The sequence below is a fragment of the Halopelagius fulvigenes genome (assembly GCF_055398025.1).
Genome location: NZ_AP043844.1, coordinates 37,277 through 61,802, shown reverse-complemented (window position 1 = coordinate 61,802; position 24,526 = coordinate 37,277). Strand labels below are relative to the sequence as shown.

At 63.4% G+C, this 24,526-nt stretch carries 20 protein-coding genes; 11 read left to right on the top strand and 9 right to left on the bottom strand.

What is annotated here, in order from left to right:
- The first annotated feature begins 51 nt into the window (after positions 1-51).
- Positions 52-1,455, top strand: coding sequence for a dihydrolipoyl dehydrogenase family protein (locus tag ACZ522_RS01795; RefSeq protein ID WP_379694853.1), 1,404 nt, complete (start codon positions 52-54; stop codon positions 1,453-1,455).
- A gap of 116 nt (positions 1,456-1,571) precedes the next feature.
- Positions 1,572-2,348: an NAD-dependent epimerase/dehydratase family protein gene (locus ACZ522_RS01790; RefSeq protein ID WP_379694856.1), complete on the top strand. Its 777-nt coding sequence runs from the start codon at positions 1,572-1,574 to the stop codon at positions 2,346-2,348.
- Between the two features lie 46 nt (positions 2,349-2,394).
- Here ACZ522_RS01790 and ACZ522_RS01785 read toward each other — a convergent pair whose 3' ends face one another.
- A complete protein-coding gene (locus tag ACZ522_RS01785) occupies positions 2,395-2,541 on the bottom strand; it encodes a hypothetical protein (RefSeq protein ID WP_379694858.1) in 147 nt (48 codons plus the stop codon).
- Positions 2,542-2,728: 187 nt separating this feature from the next.
- Complete coding sequence (locus tag ACZ522_RS01780) at positions 2,729-3,409, bottom strand: haloacid dehalogenase type II (RefSeq protein ID WP_379694861.1); 681 nt, start codon at positions 3,407-3,409, stop codon at positions 2,729-2,731.
- Positions 3,410-3,528: 119 nt separating this feature from the next.
- On the opposite strand from ACZ522_RS01780, the gene ACZ522_RS01775 reads away from it, so the two are divergent.
- Positions 3,529-3,813: a hypothetical protein gene (locus tag ACZ522_RS01775; RefSeq protein WP_379694863.1), complete on the top strand. Its 285-nt coding sequence runs from the start codon at positions 3,529-3,531 to the stop codon at positions 3,811-3,813.
- A 137-nt stretch (positions 3,814-3,950) separates the two neighbouring features.
- Here ACZ522_RS01775 and ACZ522_RS01770 read toward each other — a convergent pair whose 3' ends face one another.
- A complete protein-coding gene (locus ACZ522_RS01770; RefSeq protein ID WP_379694866.1) occupies positions 3,951-4,349 on the bottom strand; it encodes a helix-turn-helix domain-containing protein in 399 nt (132 codons plus the stop codon).
- 217 nt (positions 4,350-4,566) lie between these two features.
- Between ACZ522_RS01770 and ACZ522_RS01765 the strand changes: the two genes are divergently transcribed.
- Together ACZ522_RS01765 and ACZ522_RS01760 are read left to right on the top strand one after the other, a co-directional pair.
- Positions 4,567-5,529 (top strand): NAD(P)/FAD-dependent oxidoreductase, encoded by a 963-nt coding sequence (locus ACZ522_RS01765; protein WP_379694868.1) that lies wholly within the window; start codon positions 4,567-4,569, stop codon positions 5,527-5,529.
- Complete coding sequence (locus tag ACZ522_RS01760; RefSeq protein ID WP_379694871.1) at positions 5,510-6,148, top strand: class I SAM-dependent methyltransferase; 639 nt, start codon at positions 5,510-5,512, stop codon at positions 6,146-6,148. The genes ACZ522_RS01765 and ACZ522_RS01760 overlap by 20 nt, the downstream gene beginning before the upstream one ends.
- Here ACZ522_RS01760 and ACZ522_RS01755 read toward each other — a convergent pair.
- The 4 genes from ACZ522_RS01755 to ACZ522_RS01740 all read right to left on the bottom strand — a co-directional run bounded on the left by ACZ522_RS01755 (position 6,135) and on the right by ACZ522_RS01740 (position 11,966).
- Complete coding sequence (locus ACZ522_RS01755) at positions 6,135-7,172, bottom strand: sodium:calcium antiporter (RefSeq protein ID WP_379694873.1); 1,038 nt, start codon at positions 7,170-7,172, stop codon at positions 6,135-6,137. The genes ACZ522_RS01760 and ACZ522_RS01755 overlap by 14 nt on opposite strands.
- Positions 7,173-7,256: 84 nt before the next feature.
- On the bottom strand, positions 7,257-9,395 hold the full coding sequence (locus ACZ522_RS01750; RefSeq protein WP_379694876.1) for a beta-glucosidase: 2,139 nt from the start codon (positions 9,393-9,395) through the stop codon (positions 7,257-7,259).
- 633 nt (positions 9,396-10,028) lie between these two features.
- Entirely contained in the window at positions 10,029-10,814 is a 786-nt protein-coding gene (locus tag ACZ522_RS01745; protein ID WP_379694878.1) for a helix-turn-helix transcriptional regulator, read from the bottom strand.
- A gap of 42 nt (positions 10,815-10,856) precedes the next feature.
- Positions 10,857-11,966 carry an SDR family oxidoreductase gene (locus ACZ522_RS01740; protein WP_379694880.1) on the bottom strand — a complete coding sequence of 370 codons (1,110 nt, stop codon included), beginning with the start codon at positions 11,964-11,966 and terminating at the stop codon, positions 10,857-10,859.
- Positions 11,967-12,252: 286 nt separating this feature from the next.
- On the opposite strand from ACZ522_RS01740, the gene ACZ522_RS01735 reads away from it, so the two are divergent.
- The gene (locus ACZ522_RS01735) at positions 12,253-13,305 is read left to right on the top strand and encodes a DUF7972 family membrane protein (RefSeq protein WP_379694883.1); all 1,053 of its coding nucleotides are present in this window, start codon (positions 12,253-12,255) and stop codon (positions 13,303-13,305) included.
- A gap of 1,662 nt (positions 13,306-14,967) precedes the next feature.
- Here ACZ522_RS01735 and ACZ522_RS01730 read toward each other — a convergent pair.
- Positions 14,968-15,852, bottom strand: coding sequence for a fumarylacetoacetate hydrolase family protein (locus tag ACZ522_RS01730; RefSeq protein ID WP_379694885.1), 885 nt, complete (start codon positions 15,850-15,852; stop codon positions 14,968-14,970).
- Between the two features lie 242 nt (positions 15,853-16,094).
- On the bottom strand, positions 16,095-18,164 hold the full coding sequence (locus tag ACZ522_RS01725; RefSeq protein WP_379694887.1) for an alpha-glucuronidase family glycosyl hydrolase: 2,070 nt from the start codon (positions 18,162-18,164) through the stop codon (positions 16,095-16,097).
- A gap of 180 nt (positions 18,165-18,344) precedes the next feature.
- Between ACZ522_RS01725 and ACZ522_RS01720 the strand changes: the two genes are divergently transcribed.
- The 5 genes from ACZ522_RS01720 to ACZ522_RS01700 all read left to right on the top strand — a co-directional run bounded on the left by ACZ522_RS01720 (position 18,345) and on the right by ACZ522_RS01700 (position 24,509).
- Entirely contained in the window at positions 18,345-20,129 is a 1,785-nt protein-coding gene (locus tag ACZ522_RS01720) for an ABC transporter substrate-binding protein (RefSeq protein ID WP_464391758.1), read from the top strand.
- 143 nt (positions 20,130-20,272) lie between these two features.
- Positions 20,273-21,283, top strand: coding sequence for an ABC transporter permease (locus tag ACZ522_RS01715; protein WP_379694892.1), 1,011 nt, complete (start codon positions 20,273-20,275; stop codon positions 21,281-21,283).
- A complete protein-coding gene (locus ACZ522_RS01710; protein WP_379694894.1) occupies positions 21,270-22,316 on the top strand; it encodes an ABC transporter permease in 1,047 nt (348 codons plus the stop codon). Before ACZ522_RS01715 ends, ACZ522_RS01710 begins: the two co-directional genes overlap by 14 nt.
- 47 nt (positions 22,317-22,363) lie before the next feature.
- On the top strand, positions 22,364-23,389 hold the full coding sequence (locus tag ACZ522_RS01705) for an ABC transporter ATP-binding protein (protein ID WP_379694896.1): 1,026 nt from the start codon (positions 22,364-22,366) through the stop codon (positions 23,387-23,389).
- The gene (locus tag ACZ522_RS01700; protein WP_379694898.1) at positions 23,382-24,509 is read left to right on the top strand and encodes an ABC transporter ATP-binding protein; all 1,128 of its coding nucleotides are present in this window, start codon (positions 23,382-23,384) and stop codon (positions 24,507-24,509) included. Before ACZ522_RS01705 ends, ACZ522_RS01700 begins: the two co-directional genes overlap by 8 nt.
- Positions 24,510-24,526 lie beyond the last annotated feature (17 nt).

Genomic DNA, 24,526 nt, shown 5'->3' with positions numbered 1-24,526 from the left:
GCGCTGCCCAAATACAGAAGTGACGATGGGAAGAACTCACACGGGTGAGCTATGGAGGAGCACGACCTAATTGTTCTGGGCGGCGGGACGGGGAACATCGTCGCCTCGGAGGCGGCCGAGGAGGGACTGGACGTCGCGTTGGTCGAGCGAGGGAGGCTCGGCGGGACCTGCCTCAACCGCGGCTGTAACCCCTCGAAGCGGCTGATCCACAGCGCGAACGTCGCCGAAACCGTCCGCAACGCCGAGCAGTTCGGCGTCGACGCATCGCTCGATGGCGTCGCGTTCGAGGACATCGTAGACGGCGTCGCGGAGACGATGGCCAAAAAAGCCGAGTCAAAGGCCGAACGCGCCCGAAAGAACGACCATCTCACGTTGTATCGGGCCGAGGGGCGCTTCGTGGACGAGCGCACGGTGGAGGTGAGCGGCGACGACGGCACCGGCGGCGAGCGGATCACCGCCGACCGCATCGTCCTCGCCGGTGGCTCTCGGCCGACGGTTCCCGACTCTATCGACGGAACCGACCGAGTGGACTACCTCACCAGCGCCGAGGTGTTGACCGGAGATATCGACGGACTCCCGGACCGACTGGTCGTCGTCGGCGGCGGGTACATCGCCGTCGAGATGGGTCACTTCTTCTCGCAGATGGGATCCGACGTGACCATCGTCGGCCACGGCGAGACGCTCGTCCGCCGCGAGGACGCGGATATCGCCGAACGGGTAACCGACGCGTACCGGGAGGAACACGACCTCCGTCTGGGGTACACGGTGACCGAGATAGCCGACGAGGACGGAGCGAAGCGCGTCGCCGCCGAGTCCGAGAGCGGAGAGGAGATAGCCGTCTCGGGGGACGAACTCCTCGTGGCGACCGGACGACGGCCGAACTCGGACCTCTGGAACGTCTCTGCCGCCGGCATCGAGACGGACGAGAGGGGGTTCGTCGAGACGGACGAGTACCTCCGAACGTCCGTCGAGGGGGTGTGGGCCATCGGCGACATCGCCGGCAACTACATGTTCAAACACTCCGGCGACAAGGAGGCCGAGTACGTCGTCGAGAACGCCGTTCGAGGCGACGAACGGGAGGTGTCGTACCCGGGGATGGCCCACGCGATATTCGGGTCGCCGGAGGTGGGGAGTCTCGGAAAGACGGAAGGAGAGATAGACGAGGACACGGAGTACGACGTCGGAACGTACGCCTACGACGACCACGCGCTAGGGGGCGCACTCGACAACAAGGGCGGGTTCGCCAAGGCAATCGTCGCCGGCGACGGGGAGATTCTCGGCGTCCACGTCGTCGGCCCGGAGGCGTCGTCGCTGATTCACGAAGTCAGCACCGCCGTCGCCGCCGGCGCGGACGCGGCGACCGTCGCCGAGACCATCCACGTCCACCCTGCGCTGTCGGAGGTCGTTCAGGGCGCGTTCCGCGACGTGATAGACGTCCCCGCATCCGGAATCTAACCCCTCGTCGGACGGCGTCCGCCGTCGCCGTCCGCCGTCCGAACGCCGGTTCCGCGAGAGGAGGCTACGAGGGCCACAACGGTTTTTCGCGCGTACTCCTTCGTCCCCGACGAACGATGGCACGGATTGCACTCACGGGCGCGGCCGGGAACGTGGGGCGGGAAGTTCTCGACGCCTTCGGCGACGAACACACCGTCGTCCCGTTCACCCACTCGGAGACCGAGGAGATAGACAGCGAACTCCTCGACGTGACCGACGCCGACGACGTGCGAGCGAAGGTAGACAACGTCGACGTCGTGATTCACCTCGCGGGGGCGTCCTCGCCGGACGCGGAGTGGGAAACCGTCTCTCAGACCAACGTCGAGGGGACGAAGAACGTCCTCGATGCGATGGTCGAGAACGGCGTCGAGCGGATGGTGTTCGCGAGTTCGAACCACGCCGTGGGGACGTACAACGTCGCCGACGAGTCCGACCCCGAGAGCATGACGCTGACCGCCGCGGAGACCGTTCGGGGCGACGCGCCGACGCGTCCGGACTCCTTCTACGGCGTGAGCAAGGTCGCCTGCGAAGGGCTGACGGACTTCTACGCCTCCCGGCACGGCCTCGAAGTCGTCAACCTCCGCATCGGGTGGTACATGAGCGCGGACGACCTCGAAGCCAACACCGGCGAGGACGTCGAACCCGGGAAGGCGCGGTTCGCCCGTTCGACGTGGCTCAGCCCCCACGACTGCCGAGACGTGCATCGGAAGGCCGCCCTCGCCGACCTCCCGGAGAGTCCGGTGACGGTGAACGCGGTGTCGCGGAACGACGACCGATTTTACTCGATTACCGAGACGATGCAGGCCGTCGGCTACGAACCGCGCGACAACTCCGCGGAGGCACTCGACGGGTAGCGGTCCGGCGACGACATGAAGGGGGACGCCTCCGAGGTGACGGCTCTCAGGGTTCTATCGGGACGGTGAGCGACGACAGCACCCACGCGTTAGGGGCGTCGGGGTCGCTTATCATCGCCATCGTCGCGTCGCCGTCGAGGTACTCGGAGTACGTGGCGCGAATCGCGGTGGTTGGAGGTTCCGTCTCGGCCATCGTCTCACTCACCTCCCGATTCGACGCCGGGGCGGTCGGTGCTGTTCCATCTCGAACGAGGTGCTTCTGAGGCGTTCGTATTCATTACTGTGACTACAGGCGTGCGACCGGGAAGTCAGTAGCCTCTACAGGGAGAGAGGCGACGCGGGCGGGACTCTACGTATCTAGACCGGCACCGCGTCGGAGCTCAGACGCCCAACGCGTCGGCCAACTCGAAGAACCCCTCCACCGTCAGGTCGGGGTCCCCGCCGAACGTCTCCCACGGCGACCCCTTCCGGTCCACCCAGACGCCCTGCATCCCGGCGTGCCGCGCGCCCATCACGTCGAACCACCCCGCGGTGACGTGCGCTATCTCGTCGATGGGCGTCCCCGTCCGCGCCGCGGCGTGGCGGTAGAGTTCGGCGGCGGGCTTGAACGTCCGAACCTCGTGCGCGCTGACGGTGTCCTCGATCACGTCGCCGATGTCCGCGTGTTCGACCATCGAGTCGAGCATCTCGGGGTTCCCGTTGGAGACGACGTAACAGTCGTATCCGCCCTCGCGGAGTCGTTCGATGCCGTCCCGCACGTCGTCGAACACTTCGAGTTCGTGGTAGACGGCGAGGATTTCGTCGCGTTCGTCGGTCGTGATGTCAACGCCGTGCGCGTCGAGCGCGTACTGGAGGGCGTCCCTGTTCATCTCGTAGAACGGCTGGTAGGCGTCGATTTGGTTGGCGACGAACGTGTACTCCAGCGAGCGTGCGCGCCACAGTTTCGACACCGGTTCCGGGTCGTCCACGCGCGCGGCGAGTGCCCGTTCCGCCGCGTCGACGTCGACCAACGTGCTGTACGAGTCGAACGTCACCGTCGAAACCCGCTCGGAGTCGAACATCCCGTCCGGCTACGACCGTCTCCGTCTTAGTTCCCCGGCGGGAGTGCGGTATCGACGCGAGACTGCCGAAACGCCGTTCCCGAGACAGACTCTTGTCCGAAGAGAGCGAACCGGACGCCGTGAGCGACCGAACCTCGTCGAAGTCGTCCGGAAGCGCGTCTCGGGTGGTTCTCTCGTTCTCGCCGCCCGACGAACGGACGGCGGACGCCCTCGACGCCGACTCCTATCGCTCGTACCTCCGTCGGACGCGTTCGGGCCCGGCGTCCGTCGGAGCGGAGTGGGACGAGTTCGTAAGCGGCGGGTGCGGAACCACGCGCGACGTCACCCTCCGCGTGGAGTCGGTGCGGGGAGGGGAAGAAATCGGCGAGGAAACGGAACTGGTCTTCGAACCGTCGTCGGAGTGACCGTCGTGCGGTCCCTGAACGTCGACTCACGCCGACGACAGGGCGAGACGGCAGCCCATTCAGACCGCGAAAGTTGAGGTGTCCTCGATATCTCCCTCGGTTAGGTTTGTCCCGCTATCGAAGGCCGACGGTGGGAGTTATCGGCCTATTTCGGAAGCCTGGCTCTCACCATACGTATCCCGGAACTCCTGGATGAGTTGTCCAGTCTCGGCGTACCATCGGTTGAGCATTCGTTGGAATTCGTCCGCTATCTCGTCGGGGTCGGTGACTCGATACACGTGGTGATAGCCTCCTTTCGGACAGCTTTCTTGTTCTTGCACGGCAACTCCAGCCTCTTCGAGCCGTTTGACCGAACGGTACGCGGTCGTTCGCTCTTTACCGATGAACTTCGCAACGTGATCCACGGTAAGCGGCTCAGAAGATTCTGCCAGCAGTCTAAAGACACCTCTGTCGAGCTCGTTCAGTCCGAGCAGACAGTTGAGAAGACCCTCACATTCCCGTTCATCTCGGAGTTGCTCTTGTACGGCTTCTGGCATCGTTATCGAGAGTTGGTACTGCTCCCAGATAAGGTTTGCACTCTTATCGCATTCTTTTCGTAGACTCAGAATAGATGTCGGTCACTCGACCGCTCTCCCCAATCCGTTAATCGAAGTTTATGTGCCTCGAAGGCGCTGTTATTTCGTCTTAGCCCATTTGTCGATTCTCATCTCCGGGAGCGACAGCCTTATTATTAGAATCCTCATTGCATTAGATATGCAAACAACCGGTGGCAGTGATTTGGAGTACGACGTTCTCGTCATCGGAGGCGGGCCCACGGGCTTGAGTGCAGCCCTCCAGTTAGGGCGCTCGCTCCGCAGCGTCCTGGTTTGTGATACCGACGAACCCCGTAATGGTCCAGCGGCCGAATCGCACGGATATCTGACGAGAGACGGTATCCCGCCGGAGGAACTCCGACGCCTCGGTCGTGAGGAAGTGTCGAAATACGGGGGTGAGTTCCGAGATTCGAAGGTAACGGGCGTGAAGAGGAACGACGACGGATTCACCAGTACCTTGGATTCCGGCGAGACCGTCAGGAGCCGGAAGGTCGTATTAGCGACTGGTGTCAGGGACGACTTTCCGGATATCGACGGCTTCGAGGAGTTGTGGGGACGTGGCGTGCATCACTGTCCTTACTGTCACGGCTACGAAGTACGTGGTGAATCCCTCGGCGTCATCGTTAAAGATCAACACATGATCGACTACGCGACGCTCATCTACAATTTGAGTGCTGATCTCGTCGTGTTTACCGATGGACAGGACGTCCTCGACGAAGAATCGCGTTCGACGTTCGTCGAGCGAGGAGTCGAGATCGAAGGCGAACCAATTACCGCACTCAACGGCACCGACGGCGTTCTCGAAAGCATTTCGCTCGCGGACGGCCGCCACGTAGCCCGCGACGCTCTGTTCTACCCCCTACCGCTGGAGCAACACAGCGAGCTTCCGGACCGACTCGGTCTCGAAGTGAATCAAGCAGGACTCGTCGACGCAACGCAGTCCCAGCATGGAATCGGGTTCACGTCGGTCGAGGGGCTTTTCGTCGCTGGTGACGCGTCTAGCGGGGGACCTCAGTCGATACCGTCTGCTGTCGCCGACGGGTACGCAGTCGGCGCGACCGTGAATATGGAACTGTCCACGGAAGGTTTCGAAGGAGGGAGCAATGACCGACAAGCGCCTTGAGGACCTCGGCGAGCGCTTCTCACAGATCGCCCATCACTACGACGACAAACACGGCGGTGAAGAGAAACCGATCTACAACGCGTGCGCTTCACTCGTCGTTGACCACGCCGACCCTCGTCCCGACGACGTCGTCCTCGACCTCGGAACCGGGACGGGTCTAATCGCACTCGCACTGGCCGGGGACGCCGGCCACGTCGTCGGTCGCGACATCAGCGACGGCATGATAAAGCAGGCCCGAGCGAAGGCTGAAGAGAGCGGTATCGAGAACGTGGAGTTCGGCTACGGCGAGTTCCGAGATCCGCGCTACGACGGCCCCGTCGATATTGTCGTTTCGAACTTCGCCCTGCATCATCTCCCCGACGAGGAAAAGCGCGAGGCTATCGAGGTCATCGCCGAACTCGGCCCGCGTCGGTTCGTCCTCGGTGACGCGATGTTCTTCGGGTCGTCCGACCCCGAAGAACCGTTGTTCGGCCACGGTGTCGATTCGGCTACCGTCGGGATGCTCGTGGACGTACTCACCGACGTCGGGTTCGCGGTCACCGCAGTCGAGCGCGTACACGACCAAGTGGGCGTCCTCGTCGCCGAACGAGCCGGTGACGGTGGTTTCACGCACCCTTGATGAGGTGCGTGACGCCAGCCGACTCGGCGACGACCCACGCGACGAACAGGACGTAGGCGAACAAGAGAGTGTAGGCTTCTGCGACGGTAACCGAGAGGTCGGTTCGCAGGAAGGTGAAGAGTAAGACGGTCGCCAGGGTGAGCACACCCATCATCGGAACGGCGACGGCGAAGTCGATCGAGACGCTCCCGAGTATCAGCACGCCCAGCGGAATCGCCACCAACAGGTCGAACGTGTTCGATCCGAGGACGTTCCCGAGGCTGGTGATTCCCTTGTTCGCCCGTGCGGTCCGCACGCTGACCAAGGTGTCCGGAAGGCTGGTCGCCGCCGCGACGATGGTGACGCCGGTGAGGAACTCGGGAACACCGAACGCGTGTCCGAGCGACTCGACGCTCCCGACCAGTTGTTCGACGGCCGCGAGGATGACGGCCAGTCCGACAGCAAGCTTCCCCCACTCGCGGCCGACGCCGATATCGTCTGTGATGTCGTCGGCAACGTGGTCGTTGACGTCCTGCCACTGGATGAAGAGGTACAGTCCGTAGAGCAGGAGCGGGATGGCGGCCAAGGGACGAGTCAGTCGTCCGGTCAACGCCGGGCCGCCGGGAACGGGGAGGTAGATGACCGCCAGCGCGAAGGTGACCACGAGGACGGCGACCGCGATCATGTAGAACTGCGCCTCTTTGTACACGACGGTCCGGTTCGTCTCCAGGTCACCGTCGGACGCGAGACCGGACAGTGCGGGAATTACGAGGATGTTGAAGATGGCGGAGCCGACGATAGCGCCGACGCCCATGTCGAACGTCCCGGCGAGTGCGGTGAAGACGACGCTCGCGAGTTCGGGGAAACTCGACCCGATGGCGACGACGATGGACCCCTGTACGACCGCCGGCAGTCCGTAGTACGCCGAGAGGTGTTCCGCGGACTCTTCGAGCCACCCGCTTCCGAACCAGATGAATCCAGTCGCGACGACGATGAGCAGAACGTTCGCGAGGGGCGAGTCCGGCAGAATACCTCCAAGCACCATCGTTCTTGTATTTCGACATACGTGAGAAGAACCTACCGAAAGCACCTCTGCGACGGGTCCCCCGCACTGCCGCGGAGGGCGTCGTCAGCGCTCGCTCGTCAGTTCGACTTCGACCGCCCGCGACGAACGCGCCACCTCGATAGCGTACTCGCCCGCGTCGGTCGTCCATCCCTCCCCCTCGTCGTACCGCCGGAAGGCGCGTTCGTCGAGTTCGATATCGACGGTCTCCGTCTCGCCGGCGGGGATCGGAACGCTCTCGAACCCGGCGAGTTCGCGTTCGGGGCGTTCGACGCCCTCGGTCTCCGGCGGGCGGACGTACACCTGAACGACCTCGCGGCCGTCGCGTTCGGCGGTGTTTCGGACCGTGACCGAGACGGAGTCGCCGTTCGGTTCGGCCTCGACGTACTCGAAGTCGGCGTACGAGAGGCCGTGACCGAACGGATACGTCGGTTCGGCGCCGGCGGCGTCGAAGTGGCGGTAGCCCACGAACACGCCCTCGTCGTAGTGAACTTCCTGGTCGGCGCCGGGGAAGTTCCGCTCGGCGAAGGGGTACGCCTCCTCCGGTGCGAACGTCACCGGCAGGCGTCCGCCGGCGTCCACGTCACCGTACAGTACCGAGGCGATGGCGTCGCCGTGGGCCTGTCCGGGGTACCAGTTCTCGACGACGGCGGCGACGTCTTCGCGCCACGGCAGTTCGACCGGGCCGCTGGAGTTCACGACCGCGACGGTTCGGTCGTTCGCCTCGGCGACGGCCTCGACCAGTTCGTCTTGGCGTCCCGGCAGGCGGAGGTCCTCGCGGTCGATGGCCTCGGTCACCGTATCGCGGACGAACACGAGTGCGACGTCCGCGTCCTCGGCGGCCGCGACGGCGCCTTCGACATCGGCCTCCCGTTCCGGTCCCTCGTCGTCGGCCTCACCCTCGAAGGCGTCGAACAGCGAGAGGTCCTCGACCGGCGGAAGACCGTACTCTACCGCCACCTCGCCGTCGGCGCGGGAGCCGATTCCCTCCCGCGGGCTGACTTCGGTGAACGGGTTCGTCTCGGAAGAACCGCCGCCGCCGAGAAGCGCCTCGTCCACGTTCGGTCCGATCAGCGCCACGCTCGCGTCGTCGTCGAGCGGAAGTACGCCGTCGTTCTCGAGGAGGACCGTCCCCCGCGCCGCGATGCGTTCGGCGAGGCTGCGGTGCGCGTCGGTGTCAACGGCCCCCTCGTCGCGGTTGCCGTCCAGCAGTCCGATGCGGTCCATCTGCCGAAGGATGCGGACGACCATGTCGTCGAGGCGTTCCTCGGAAACGGTACCGGCTTCGACTTCGTCGGCGAGTGCCTCCGCGAAGTACTCGCACGTCTCCGGGTCGGGCATCCCGCGGGCGATTTCGTCGGGCATCTCGAAGCCCCCGTCACCGTCCTCGTCTCCGTCCGTCTCGGTAGCGCCTTCCCGTTCCTCATCGCTGAGTATGGCTCGCCACTGGGCCATTGTCACGCCGGGCATCTCGAGGTCGAGGCCGCCGTTGGCGGCGTCGGCCGTTCCTTCGGTTCCCCACCAGTCGGAGACAGCGTAGCCCTCGAAGCCCCACTCCCCTTTGAGCACCTCGTGCAGGAGGTAGCGGTGGTCGCTCATGCGCGTCCCGTTCACGCCGTTGTACCCCGTCATGACCGACCCGGCGCCCGCCTCGACGGCGTCGCGGAACGAGGGGAGGTAGAGTTCGTGGAGCGCTCGCTCGCTCACCTCCGCGCTCGTGGAGGCGCGGTAGGTCTCTTGGTTGTTTGCGACGTAGTGTTTCGGCGTAGCGACGACGTCCTCGGACTGGATACCCGCAGTCACGCTCGCCGCGAAGATGCCGGAGTGGACGGGGTCCTCGGAGAAATACTCGAAGTTCCGGCCGTTGTGCGGGACGCGAATCAGATTCACGCCGGGCGCGAGGAGGCCGTCCTGTCCCTTCCCCTTCGTCTCGCGTCCGAGGGCGGCGCCGTGGTCGCGCGCGAGTTCCGCGTCGAACGTCGCTGCCAACGCCAACGGCGCCGGAAAGGCGGTCGAGCGCTCGCCCGGAATCCGGACGCCGAGCGGTCCGTCGACGAGACGAAACGGCGGGACGTCGAGGCGTTCAACGCCTCCGACGTAGCCCGTCGCGCGAGCCTCCGGGTCGACGGTCCCGTGAACTAGGCTCACCTTCTCTCGAAGCGTGAGTTCGTCGACGATGTCGTCGATAGAACGGTCTTGACTCATCTCTGGGTGAACATCAGTCGTCGTCGGGTTAGTCGTTGTGCTAACGCTGACCACCTGAGCGTTACGGGCTCCGGAAATTCGACACCTCGAACCTATCTCCGATTCCGTCACGGTTACGGAGCGGGTTGCTGTCGAACGTATTTCCGCCGGGCGGTAGCGTATCCGACCGCGATAGCGGTCGCCCAACTCGCGAGAAGTACAGCCAACGGGGCCGAGTCGATATCGGCGTTGAGCAACGAACTGATTCCGAAGTACGCTGCCCAGAATACGACGAACCCGACGAGACAGAATCGCTCGACCGTGCTGGCTCTGAGCCGAATTCCGAGTCGAGATGACGCGTACGTTGCACCAGCAGCGAGGATGAGGCCCCCGACTACGCCGAGAATTGTCGCGTCCCCTCCCACGCGAATTCCGATCACCAGTAACGGAAGAGCTACGACGGGCGCTAAAAGGACAGTCGTGCTCAGGAACCCTAGACTAGATTACAGGAAATCTATCTGAGTAGTTTCGGATCAAGTGCTTTGTTCTCTACCAGGCAGTTTCGAATTAGGACGCGTACCGAGTCCCTACGCGATAACTGGTGACGCGAATCCATGATGGAGACGTACTGTCCTCCGGCGCAGATACGGTTGGTCACCGCAGTATCGACGGACCGACGGGGTCCGAGCGGTCCCGGTATCGCTCGAACAGGTCGCCGGCCCACCGGACGAACTCGGGGTGCTCGGATTCGACGCACGCCTTGAGTTGGCCCTCGTCGTCGTACGCGCCCATCAGCAGTCGGTCGTCCCCGAGCGTGAGGCCGAAGGCGACGTCCTCGGGGTATCGGTACAGGTCGAGGACGCCGACGCTCACGACCACCGCGAACTCGGCGGGGTTCAACTCGCGCGCCCGCCGTATCGTCTCCGCCGACATCACTAACTCCGTGTGGACGCCGTCGAGGGCGAGTTCGGCGTGGGCGTCGTGGAACAACCTGCTGAGGACGGGCGAGACCATCCGTATCCGTTCTGTGTCGAACGTCCGAACGCTGTCGAGGTACTCCGTGACGGGGGCCTGCGGGTTCTCCGGGCTGGCCGCCGTCAGCGTCGCGTCTTCGAGCCACCTGGGGTCCGGCGCGTGCGTTCGGTCGGGGAGGAGGCGGAAGAACGGACCGAATGCGTCGATGCGGTCCAGCGCGTCGAGGTACGTCGCGTGTTCCTCGACGGCGAGCTCGCCCGTCACGGTCAGGCGGTACGTTCCGCCCGACGACTCGGCCCACTCGCGGTCCGCGAACTGTCCGAGGTGTCGCTGAACGCTCCGTCGCGGAAGGTCGAGCTCGTCCGCGAGTTCCGCCGGGGAGGCCGCCCCCCGAGCGAGGCGCGCGAGCAGACGCCGTCTGTCGGGCGTCCCGGCGAGAAACTGCGCGGCGTCGTCCGAGGACATGCGTCGAACTACCACTCGCTCCGAGAAAATAGCTCGGGAGCGTCAGAGTCGCGGGAAGAGGGAGCGGGAGTCCTCGGAGTCGCCGCTCTCTCGAATCTCCTCTCGGACGCGTCCGGCGCCGCCGTCGGAGCGCCCCAGTTTGTTTCGGAGGTACAACGCGGCGGCGGTCAGGCCGACGCCGACGAGTGCCGCACCGGAGAGCGCTGATCGAAGGGAGGCTTTCGTGTAGAGGCTCCGTTCCATGACGGGGCCGTCGTACTTGCCCCGTTCTTCGAGGTTCTCCGACGCGTCTCCAAGGCTGTTCCACTGTTTCGGGCGACGCGGCGTCTCCTTCCGTTGGAAGCGGTAGAACACCGTCTCTATGATTCGGTCCGTGAGTTCCGGCGCGTAGCGGCCGAGCAGTTGTATACTCTTGCCGCCGGACCCGACGTACACCTCGCGCCGGGGGCGTTCGGCGCAGAAGAGAATCGTCCGCGCCACCGTCTCCGGCGCGTACACCGGTTTCGGGATGTCCGTCTCCACGTCCATGTGGTTCTTCGCGTGACTCGGGTACGGCGTGTCTATCGCGCTCGGTTTGACGAGGGTCACGGAGACGGGCGCGCCCTCCTCTTCGAGTTCCATCCTGAGCGCGTCGGTGAACCCCTTGACGGCGTGTTTCGACGCCGAGTAGGTCCCCTGCAGGAGGACCGCTTGGTCGGAGACGACGCTCCCGACGTTGATTATCGTTCCGCCGCCCTCCTTCTGCTTCAGGTGTTCGGCGGCTTCGAGCGACCCGTAGACGACGCCCCAGTAGTTCGTCTCGAACAGGTCGCGCATGTCCTCGACGGGTACCTCCTGCAGTTTGCCGTAGATGAACGTGCCCGCGTTGTTCACCCACGTGTCGAACCCGCCGAACGACTCCCGCGCCGTCTCCGCGATTTCGCGCACGTCGTCCCGGTTTCGCACGTCGGCGACGACGTACTCCGCTTCGCCGCCGTCCGCCCGAATCTCCTCGGTCAACTCCCGCAACGCGTCTTCGCTCCGCGCGGCGACGACGACTTTCGCCCCGCGTTCGGCTGCCGTCCGTGCCGTCGTCAGCCCGATTCCGGACGACGCGCCGGTTATCACGATTACTTGGTCCTCGACGCTCTTGAGGTTCGGACCAGCGCTCATCGCGCCGAACCCCTCCTATCGCCGTCCGCCGGTTCGTCGGCCGTTTCCACCGCGGCGCCCTCGCCGCGTTCGACGGAAGAGTTGTCGGAAATCATAGACCGGCTCACGTTACGGCTAACCGGCGGACCGCGTTTGTATATTGTCCCTGCAAGAGCCACAAAACATCAGTTCGGACAGTGTATCCGAAGCGGAGTTTTCGCGCCGATTCGAGGGGTCGTCGGTCGTGCCGGATCCCGAACGGCGAACAGTCGCCCAACTTTTTCCGGCCGACCGGCGTACACGGAGTGTGAATCCGCACGGAGGGGGTCGTGCCACGACCGATGGTGGCGTCCGGCGGCGAGTCGTGCAGTGGGTGCTCGTCGGCGGAAACAGGCACGTAGTCGCGTCGCTCCTCCTCGCAATCGTATTTCTGACGCTCGCGTTGCTCGGTCAGTTCGGCGTCGTCGCCCTCGACGACCAAGCGACGGTTCGCAGCGTCGTTGGCGGGTTCGTCCCCGGACTCGTCGCCTTCCTCTCCATCGTCCTCGGGATAAACCAACTCGTCCTGTCTCAGGAACTCGCCTCCCCCGGGGAGATTCGACGCCGAATCGAGGAGGTCAGGGAGTACCGCCACGACGTGGAGGAGGCCGCCGGCGCGGAACCGAGTCCGGTGCTCCCGACGGGGTTTCTCTCCTTCGTCGTGCGCGCTATCGAGTCCGAGGCGGAGACGCTGGCGGAGAGCGTTCGTTCCGAGGCGGATTCGGACGTTCGTGACGCCGTCGAGGAGTACGCGGCGGACGTCGTCGACGAGTCCGAACGAGCGCAGGAATCGCTCGAACAGACGCATCTCGGGCGTATCAACGCCCTCCTTCCGGTCTTGGAGTACAACGACTCGTACCAGTTGATAGAGGCGCGCCGCCTCCGAGAGGAGTACGAGGACCGACTCCCGGAGGAGTCGCGGGAGTCGCTCTCGCGCATGATACGGACGCTCGAACTGTTCAGCGTCGCCCGTTCGCAGTTCCGAAGCACCTACACGCAACGCGTCCTCGCCCACCTCTCCCGGCGTCTCCTCTACGTCGGCCTCCCGGCACTCGTCGTCGTCATCGTCCTCGGCTTGCTACGGACGCCGTCGCCGGTCGGCACCGGGTGGGTGCGAGTGGTCGCCGTGAGCGCTCTATTCACGGTGGCCCTCTCGCCCCTCGCCGTCCTGTCGGCGTACCTCTTCCGCGTCGCGAGCGTGGCGGAACGGACGATTTCCGAGGGACCGTTCGTCTCGCGTCCCCAAGAGGCACGGGAGGAGTGGAACCGCGAGGCGAGGACGCGACACACCGACCGAACCGGGCCGTCCGACGACGAGTGAGGGCGAATTTACGCCTCTCTGGCCCGACCCAGACGCTGCCGATGACGATGACGCGTCCCGCATCCTCGAGTTCACAGCCATCGGTGTCGGAGCGAAGCCGCGTCACTCTGTCCAGCACGTTCGGCGTCGCCGCCGGTGGGCGCTTCGATTCAGTACCGTATCCCTGCTGGCACGTCGCACCGAGCCCGCCGTTGAACTGTCTCTTCGCATTAATAAACTTATAGAGGATTGAATATTCTTAGTGTTTTTCTATATATCACCCCGTAAGGTGCGACGTTCAACCCGTCTCCCCGCGGACGAACGACGGACCGGCGGTGGATGACAGAGTACCCCTTGGAAACGCCGTGTATCCTCCATTCGACGGCAGCAGATGGGCAAACGTGGGAGCCGACTACGCATTCGTATCGACTCTCGAACGGCTACGGCCGAACAGGAAGTACCGACCGTTCATGGGATAATTCTGCTGAAAAAAGTTCTTTCTATATAAATTCCTCGTTGAAGCAGGAAATCTGAGGGACGTATCCGCCAAACGGTAGACGTAGACGGAGGAGGGGTCAACCAGGAGATACCGTTCAACTGCGGTCGCCCGAGAGAGCCGATATTCCGCTCGTCACCGGATGACAGTACATTCGCCGTCGGAAACGTCGCCCACTGGCGAGTAGTCAACTTCAGAAACGTATTCTGCGTTTATGTTCTATAGAAACTCCTGTATCGTTTATCACGTCGCCGACGATACGACAGGGCGGCGGGCATTCAGAAGCGGTCAGAAGGCATTCGGCGGGGTCGGCGCTTCAGTCCGCGCCGTCTCTTCGGGTCTCTGTACCGCGTCGCCGTTCCGTCGGTGTCCGAAGACGGGGACCGGTTCGTACGGTTCTTCGAGGGAGTCGCCGATGGTCTCGCGCGAGAGACGAACACGCGTTCGGGTGATTCGTTCAGAGGTCGATTGACCGTTCGACTATCTCCTTTCCGTCCCGGTGGACCCGAGCGTCGTGTACTCCGTAGACCAACACGAACGGTCGGCAGTTTCTATTCTAGCAAATCGGCACGAGAGCTTCGGCGAGGTAGCATCTCGAGACTGCTCTTCGGGGGATACGTTCTCGAAGGAAGAGTCGGTCGAATCCGGCAGAATTTCAGGACATTCTGCTGCTTGGTGATGTTTGCCTGTTATCCATTACAAAACGTTCGGACGGAGACAGTTACAAACATAGTTTTGTAACGGGAGCAGTTCGGGACATCATCTCGCGGCCCGGAGGGAGTGGAAATTCTCCATGACAAAACCCATTGTTAAGCGCACCGGCCGAGCCTCTTTTAGAACCTCGACCAATAGAAGCAGAATATACTACCGGTAGAGGATGTACGCAGCGAAAACGGCCTCTAAAACAACGTTCTCTGTTCTCTCCCAGAGAACATATCATTCAAATACCACGGGGCGGTTCGATGTCCCCTCCACCGTTACTCACGACCGAACCGTTGAGAGAGGGGATTACGAGGAACGTGGTGATCCGAGTTGGTCACAAGGTCGAGGTGACCGGGACGAAAGAATACCGTCCACCGGTCGGACGTACCTCTCCGAGACGACCGTCGCCGACGCGGAGTAGCGACCCTCGGTAGGTCGGGATGGGAGTTCGATTCGGTCGCCGTTCCGTTTCGGTTCGCGGCCGGTCACACGGTGACGGTGTCGTTGACGAGGCGTCCGATGTGGTCGATGTCTATCGAAACGCGGTCTCCTTCGTGGAGCGTGAACGTGTCCGGCGGAACGAGGGCGGTGCCGGTGAGTAACACCAGAGTCTCGGGGAGATCGTTGTGCCGACGGAGGTACTCGACGAGCGTTTCACAGGTGGTCGCCATCTCGCTCGTTGACGTCGAGCCTTCGTACACCACCTCCTCGCCGCGTTCGATGGTGAGCGACATGGTGAGGTCGTGGGGGTCCTCGACGACTTCCCCGGTGGCGACGCAGGGTCCGATGGAACAGCAGCGGTCGTAGACCTTCGCCTGCGGGAGATAGAGAGGGTTCTCCCCCTCGATGTCCCGGCTGGAGACGTCGTTGCCGACGGTGTAGCCGACGACGCTCTCGCGGTGGAGGACGACGCCGAGCTCCGGTTCCGGCACGTTCCACTCGGAGTCACCGCGGACGCCGATGGAGTCGTACGGCCCGACCGTTCGCGACGGCGTCGCCTTCAGGAACAGTTCCGGACGGTCGCTGTCGTAAACGTCGATGTACACTTCCGGCTTGCCGCTCTCGGCCTTGCGAGCTTTCTCGCTGATGCTGTACGTGACGCCCGCCGCCCACACTTCGTCAGGGACGACCGGCAGGAGTGCGTCTCCGTCGATATCTCCGATGTCCCGACGCTCGGCGTCCGAGATTCGGTCGCGTGCGATAGCGTCGATGGAACGGTTGCTGGCGTTGGCCGTGCGAGCGAGTTGCGTAAACGACTCGAGGTCGTCCGACGCGGACGTGAGGTCGTACGCGTCGCCCTCTTCGTCTACGACGACGAGGGAGTCGGTCGATGAACTACGCTCTCTACTCGGGAGCTGGTAATACCGCATACTGATGGATGCGTAGATGCCGTAAAAAGAGTATCGGGTAGCTGAATCGTCACCGAGAACGGGGATCAACCGCTTCGTTGACCGGGCGAAAGCGGGCGTTGCGAGGTCACTGCGGAGGCGATCGGGCCTCGAACTCTGTCCCGTTCGGGGGATTCGAACGCTCGTTCGCAGAGATGGGGCGCGGACAGGGGGACGCCGGACCCCGCCAGCTACACCGTCGATAACCGCCGACGACAGTCGCCTCAGTCGTCGCGGGGGACGCGCCCGCGCGCGTCGGGAATGCCGGCGTGGTCGTAGAAGTAAGTGACCAGCGTGTCCCGCCAGTGCTTCGCGTGGGCGAGTTGTTCGTCGAACCGTTCGGCGATGTGGCGGTGTCGCGTCGTATCGACGCGGTCGTCGAGTTCCGTCCAGCGGTCGCGCATCGAGCGGACTTCCTCGACGCCCTCGAAGCAGTTGTCGTAGAGTCGTTGCACCACCGTCGTCCCATCGTCGAGTTCGCGGTCCCACGGGAGGTGGTGGAAGAACAACAGCAGTTCGTCGGGGCAGTCTTCGACCGACGCGTACCGTTCCGAGAGCGGACTGTGGAACTGTTCGGCGTACTCCGACCGGTCGACCCCGATGCCGTCCTCGGTGGCTCCGTGGTATCCGGGCCACTCGCCGGGCGAGGGGTTGTAGTGGTTCTCCAACACGTCGCCTTGGTTGTACATCATGTGCATCAGTCCGAGGTGCCCCGTCGTGTAGTCGAGGACGGCGGGCCACGAGTCGTGGAGGATGTCGGACACCGCCTCGACGACGTCCGGATCGTTACCGAACGTCTGCCGCACCCACTCGTCGGTGATCGTCTCGGTGTCGAGGTCCGGGTCCCAGGCGAGGCGGCCGTACCCGTAGAGGTTCGACTGCGCGAGGTAGTGGCCGGTCCAGTTGGGGTCTTCGCCGACGTTTCCGACGCCGGCGAGTCCCTGTCCGTCGCGGTGTGCGAGCAGTTCTTTGACCGGCGTCCCCTCGCCGTCGGCGTACGTGTCGGTGTCGAGCGTCTCCTTCCAGAGGGGGACGTGGTAGCATGCGTGGACGCCCTGTCCCGTGTACTCCTGCGTTATCTGGAGTTCGCAGGTGATGTTCGTCTCGGGCATCGACCCGAACAGCGAGGAGATCGGCTCGCGGGGTTGGAAGTCGATGGGGCCGTTCTTTATCTGGACGGTGACGTTGTCGAGGAACTCGCCGTCGAGCGGTTCGAACGTGTCGTACGCCTGCACGGAGCGGTCTTTGTGCGAGGCGTAGACGAACGCGCGCCAGTAGACGCGCCCCCCGTAGGGTTCCAACGCTCGTCCGAGGAGGTTCGCACCCTCCGCGTGGTTCCGGTCGTAGTCGTACGGGCCGGGTTGCCCCTCGGAGTCGGCTTTCACGAGGAACCCCCCGAAGTCAGAGACGTGGTCGTACACCTCGTCGGCCTTGTCGGCCCACCACTGCGCGACGTCGTCGTCTAAGGGGTCGGCGGTGTCTAAGTCGCCCGCGAGTATCGGCGCGGCGTAGTTGACCGAGAGGTAGGTCTGGATACCGTACCGGCGGAAGACGCTCGCGATGGCCGCAACCTTCGGAAGATTCCGTCCCTGCAGCAGTTGCCACCCCTCCATCTCCGCGATAGCCGGGTTCGCACCGGGTCGGGCCGGTTTCTGCGTATTGACGTTGTTGAGGACGATGCCGTTGATTCCGACGGAGGCGAGGAGGCGGGCGTAGTCGCGGTAGCGTTCGCGCAGGTCCGGTAACTGCTCCCAGTCGAATATCGACGTGCCCGCGTATCCGCGTTCGACGGACGCGCGGAAGGGGTTGTCCCAGTGGTTGATGAGTCGCTCTTCGGTCGTTGGTTCCTCCACGATGTCGACGTCCGCGACGGGTCGGCGGGCGGCCATGCGGCGGAGCAGGTGGTAGACGCCGTACAGCATCCCCTTGTCCGTCGCCGCCGTGACGACGAGACAGTCCTTGTCCTCCCACTCGACCGATCGGACGATGTACCCCTCTTCGTGAAGTTCGTCGATTTCCTCGGCGTCGACGGCGGCGCGGACGACCGCCATTCGTTCGCGCCGTCCGACGGCGAGAAAGCCGTCGACGGACCGCGGCGGATGCATCCACAGGTGAGGGTCGCGTCCGAGAAGTCCGCTGAGGCCGGTTCGGAGTTCGTCGCGTGCGACGCCGAGTTCCGGGCCTTCCGTCGAGGCGAACACGTGGGCGCACCGCGTCCGGTACGACGAACGAATCGTCGGGTCTTCGACGGTGTCGTACTGTAGCCAGCAGTCGTCGTAGTCAGTAACTCGCATCTGCGTCGATAATCGAAAACGTTCCGTAAAAAACCTCACTCTCGAACGGACGTGCTCCGTTCGCACGCTCGATTGCGTGTGCATTGGAAAAGTATTATAATCCCCCATGAAATATGGTGCGGTATGGCTGACGATAACAATAGCCTGGCCAATAGGCTGAGCCGTAGACAGATGCTCGCGATGAGCGGTGCCGCAGGCGTCGCAGCGTTCGCCGGTTGCTCCGGAGACACCCCCGAGGAAGGGACCGGGACCGGTGTCGGCACCGGCGCCATCGAGGGCGGCGGCGAGGGTAGCGCATCGACGAGCGACGACGACAGCGGGAACGGCTTAGTAGACCAGTCGCTGACGGTTCCCGGCCGGTACGTTCCGACGAATCTCCAGTGGAACTCCTACGCGCCGAGCCACTACGCCCAGCAGGGCGGGAAGGTGGTGTTCGACCCGTTCCTCCGCAACAACCGGAAGACGGGCGAACTCATCCCGTATCTGTTCCAAGACTGGTCCATCGACGGCAAGACGCTGACCGTGAACATCCGCGAGAACGACACGTGGCACAACGGCGACCCGGTGACGGCCGAGGACGTCGTCACGAAGTTCAAGATAGACAAGATATTCGGCTACGCGGTCAGCGACTACATCAGCGACGCAGTCGCGGCCGACGAGACGACGGTCGAGTACACGATGGAGAGCAACTACCGGGAGTCGGTTATCATGACGACGCTCTCTCGGAGTTGGCTCAACACGCCGACGAGTCGGTACGGAAAGTTCGTAGAGCGATACGACCCCGAGATGTCGGAGGAGAAGCTCACGCAACTCCAGTCGGACATTCAGGACTACCAGCCGAGCGAACCGCTCGGCTCCGGTCCGTTCAAGTACGAATCCGCGGACCAGCAGGTTCTCACGCTGGCGAAGTTCGAGGACCACGCCTCCGCGGACCAGATCAACTTCCCGTACTACGAGGTGGAGTACATGACCTCGAACCAACAGCAGTGGGCCGCGATGAAGAACCTCTCTGGGCTCGACGCGACGACGACGACGTTCTTCCCCAAGCGCATCCGCAAGTCGCTCCCCGACGCCGTTCAGGAGTTCCGCATTCCCTCCCACAACGGCTACTCCATCGCGTTCAACCACGACGACGAGGACTTCGGAAAGCGGAACGTCCGCCGCGCCATCGCGCACGTCATCGACCAGAACCGCATCGCGACGCTCGTCGACGACACGAAGACCGCGGTGAAAGTCCCCTTGGGCGTCGGGAGCTTCCACAATGGTACGTGGGACCGCTACCTCGGCGACAACAAGGACATCTACAGCTCCTACACGGACAAGAAGAAGGCGACGCAACTGCTCAAGTCCGAAGGGTACGAGAAGCGCAACGGCACGTGGCACAAGCCGAACGGCGATAAGTTCTCCTTCGACATTCCGGTCCCCGCCGGGTGGAGCGACTTCGTCAGCATGAGCCGAATCATCTCGCAGATGCTGACCGACTTCGGCATCGAGGCGACCAACCAGAACGTCGAGAACACGACCTTCTTCGGACAGCACTGGGGGTCGTCGAACTTCAAGATAGCACCGTGGTTCTGGAACAACTCGGGACAGACCGACCCGTTCTTCACCCAGTCGTGGATTCTGAACAGCGGCACCGTCAAGACGAACCTGAACTACCCCCAAGAGCCCAAAGCGCCGCCGATGGGCAAACCCGACGGGAAGCTAGAGACCGTCGATATCGTGTCGAAACTCCAGAAACTGGGGACGACCTCCGACGAAAAGGAGATCAACCAACTGGTCCAAGAGCTCGGCTGGGTCATCAACCAGTCGCTGCCGATATACCCCGTCGTGGAGAAGCAGTCGCAGGGGTTCTGGAACACCAACGAATGGAAGGTCCCCGAGAAGGGGTCGAGCGAACAGTACGTCCAGTTCCACTACTACTGGTGGCCGCGCGTCGGCGCGGCGACGGCCCGCAAGCAGTAACGACCTGACGAACGCGATGCGCCCCGGCCGACAGCGACGGTGCAACTCGTCGGTTCTCTTTCGGTGTAGGGGCGTCTCCGCGACGGCCGAACAGTGCCGATAAATCAGGAAGATTAATGTAGCTTGGTAAGGACATACGTTACATGGTAGGCCGTATCACTAAAAGAGTGGCACAAGCCATTCTAACGGTGTACGTGGTGATTTCACTGACGTTCGGGATGATTCGATTGATGCCGGGGGGACCGATGGACTACTTACGCGGACAGCTCATCCAGTCCTCGTCCGGCGACGTAAACATGCAACAGATCAACCGGCTCGTCGAAGTGTACACGAACGTCAACCCCGACAAACCGGTGTGGCAACAGTATATCGACTACGTCATCTCCATCGCGAGCGGTGACCTCGGTCGCTCGATCATCTACAGCGAACCGGTCGCCGATATCCTCGCGAACGCGCTTCCGTGGACGTTACTACTGATGGTGACGTCGATTTTCCTCACGTTCGTCCTCGGCGTCTCGCTGGGAGCGGTAATGGCGTACAACGAGGGAGAGCTCATCGACGTAGGAACGACGCTCAACGGAATCTTCCTGAACTCGGTTCCGTACTACGTCGCGGGTATCCTCTTAGTCTACGTCCTCGGCTACCAGTTGGGATGGTTCCCCACGGGCGGACGGATGACCTCCGGGACGACCGTCGGGTTCAACTACCCGTTCCTCGCGGGCGCACTCCACCACGCGGCCCTTCCGATCATGTCGCTCGTCATCACCGGATTCGGTGGCTGGGCGCTCAGTATGCGCGGGAACAGTATCCGCATCCTCGGGGAGGACTACCTGCGCGTCGCCCAACTCCGCGGTCTCCCCTCGCGGCGCATCTCGCTTTGGTACGTCGGCCGGAACGCGATCCTCCCGATGTACACCGGTTTGATGATATCCATCGGATTCGTCTTCGGTGGATCGGTCATCCTCGAACAGATTTTCCGCTACCCCGGCGTCGGCTACTACCTCTATCAGTCGATAGGGGCCCGAGATTACCCGTTGATGATGGGCGGATTCCTCATCATCACGATAACGGTCGCTATCGGCGTGTTCATCGCCGACGCGACGTACGGATTCATCGATCCGCGCGCAGGAGGTGGTGACCATGAGTCATACTGAGACATCTACCAATCAAGACGGTCAGGCCGAAGACGGAGACTCCCTGTTCCAAGTCAGCTCGGAAGTCGAACGAACGCGGACTGACCGCTACCGTCGCTGGTTCGATGCGGTGGTGGTGGCGTCCTGCCGCATCGCGTGGTCGGACTGGCGGGTCCGCGTCGGTTCGCTCATCATCCTGCTGTACGTGGTGATGGGTACGCTCGGCGTCTTCCTCGTTGAGCCCCCCACCATCGGGGAGGGAGCTCGGTACGTCGGCGCGTTCCAGTCGACGGAGTTCCCGTTCGGGACCGACAACCTCGGTCGCGACATCTTCGCGCAGATAGTCCACGCGACGCCGTGGATGCTTCAGATGATCGCCTCCGGTGCCGTGTTCTCGACGGTCGTCGCGACGGCCATCGGTACGGTCTCGGGCTACAAACGCGGATTCACCGACCGCGTCCTGATGACGCTCACCGACATCGCGATGACGATTCCGGGGCTGCCGCTTGTCATCGTCCTCTCGGTGCTGCTCCAACCGCGGAATCCGCTCGTCATCGGTATCGTTCTGTCCATCAACGCGTGGGCGGGGCTGGCGCGGTCCATTCGCTCCCAGGTACTGACTATCCGCGAAGAGTCCTACATCGAGGCGTCGCGGACGATAGGCGTTCCGACGGGGACGATCATCCGCGAAGACATCCTGCCGAACCTCATGCCGTACGTGGTCGTGAACTTCGTGCAGGCGGCGCGGAACGTCATCTTCGCCTCCGTCGGGCTGTACTTCCTCGGCCTCCTCCCGACGTCGAAACCGAACTGGGGCGTGATGATGAGTCGCGCCTACTCGACGGCGGGCGCACTCTACACGTGGGAGACGGCGTACTGGCTCATCGCGCCGATGGTCACCGTCATCCTCCTCGTGTTCGGCCTAATACTGTTCGCACAGGGTACCGACCGACTGTTCAATCCGCGCGTCCGCGCACGGCACGCAGACACCAGCGGTGCTGTCAGCGCTGACACCGACGCAGACGCCGACGACACAACGAAAGGGATGTTCTAACCATGAGTTTGCAAGAACAACACATCAGCGCCGAATCGGAGAACATAATGTCGATTCGAGACCTCTCGGTCTCGTTCGACCTCGAACGCGGCGAGTCCCGCGTCCTCAACAGCGTCGACGTCGATATCAAACGGGGCGAGATTCTCGGCGTCGTCGGGGAGAGCGGATCGGGCAAGTCGATGTTCGCCTCCGCCCTCCTCGACGCCGTCCCCGAACCGGGGCTGACGTTCGGCGAGATAGAGTACTACCCCGAACGCGGGGGGACGGTCGACGTCCTCGAACAGACAGAAGAGGGCCTCCGTCAGATGCGGTGGGAGGACGTGGCGATGGTGTTCCAGGGCGCGATGGACTCGTGGAACCCGACGATGACCATCGGCGACCACTTCGAGGAGACGCTCAAGGCTCACGGCGAACCGAAGCAGGAGGGGATGGACCGGGCTCGACAGCTCATCTCGGACGTCTACCTTAGCCCCGAACGCATCCTCAACGCCTACCCGCACGAGCTCTCGGGCGGGATGAAACAGCGCGCGCTCATCGCCCTGTCGCTCATCCTCGAACCCGAGGTGCTCGTGATGGACGAACCGACGGCGGCGCTCGATTTACTCATGCAGCGCTCCATCATCGCGTTGCTGTCGGAACTGCGCGAGCAGTACAACCTGACGATGGTCTTCATCACGCACGACTTGGAACTCGCGTCCGGTCTGGCCGACCGTATCGCGGTGATGTACGCCTTCGAGTTCTGCGAAATCGGGTCGGCGGAGACCATCATCCACGACGGCCACCACCCGTACACCCGCGCGCTGATAAATTCGACGCCGAACCTGAACACGCCCGTCGACGAGATGGAACCCATCGAGGGCGAGAGCCCCGACCCGGTGAACGTCCCGCCGGGCTGTTCGTACCACCCCCGATGCCCGCTTTCCGAGGAGATATGCGTCGACGTCGACCCGGAGATGTACGAAACCGACGCCGACGACGGCTCCGGAGTGACGAACAGGGCGGCCTGTCACTTCTGGGAGGACGTTCCCGAGGAGATTCCGCTGCACATCGAGGGGGTGCGGTACGATGAGTAGCGACCAACCCGTCATCTCGATGGAGGACGTGGAGGTTCACTTCACCAACAAGAGCGGTTTCTTCTCCGACGAGCAGACGGTGCAGGCGGTCAACGGGGTCGACCTCGAAATCGGCGAGAACGACGTCGTCGCCCTCGTCGGCGAGTCCGGGTGCGGGAAGACGACGCTCGGGAAGACCGCAATCGGCCTCCAGCGACCGACTAGCGGCAGCGTCAAATACCGCGGACAGGACATCTGGGAGGCGCGCGAGAACGGCTCCGACGCGGAGATCCCGTTCGGCGACATCCGCCGCGCACTGCAGATAATCCACCAGGACCCCGGGAGTTCGCTCAACCCGAACCGCCGGGTGCTCAACACGCTCGAACGACCGCTGAAGACGTGGCATCCCGAGATGTCGACGGACGACCGGGAGGCGCGCATCCACGGCATGCTCGAACGCGTCGGCATGAAGCCGGCCGAGGACTACTCGGGTCGCTACCCGCACCAGCTCTCCGGCGGCGAGAAACAGCGCGTCGCGCTCATCCGTGCGCTGTTGATGAACCCCGACCTTATCCTCGCGGACGAGGCGGTCAGCGCACTCGACGTGAGCCTGCGCGTTGACATGATGGACCTGATGCTCGAACTGCAGGACCAGTTCAACACGTCGTTCCTGTTCATCTCGCACAACCTCTCGAACGCTCGCTACCTCACGAAGAAGACGGGCGGTCGAATCGGCATCATGTATCTCGGGCAGATGGTCGAAATCGGCCCGACCGAGGAGGTTCTCAGGAACCCGAAACACCCCTACTCGAAGGTGCTTCAGTGGGCGACGCCGGACCTCGAAGCCAAGACGGACGACGTCTCCGAGCCGCCGATTCGGGAGATAGACATCCCGGACCCGGTGGACCCTCCGAGCGGTTGCCGCTTCCACACGCGGTGCCCCGAGGCGCGCGAGGCGTGCGCGAAGGAAGAACCGACGCTGGAGGAGTCGACCCACCAACGGGGCGCCGACGCCACCCATCCGGCGGCCTGCTTCCGGGTGTACGACGACGACCATCCGTACTGGGACAGCGAACCCATCGAAGACCTCGAATCGACGGACGGTCGAAGTTCGATAACGGGTGGCGAAGCGGACGACTGAGACCGGCTACCGGTTCT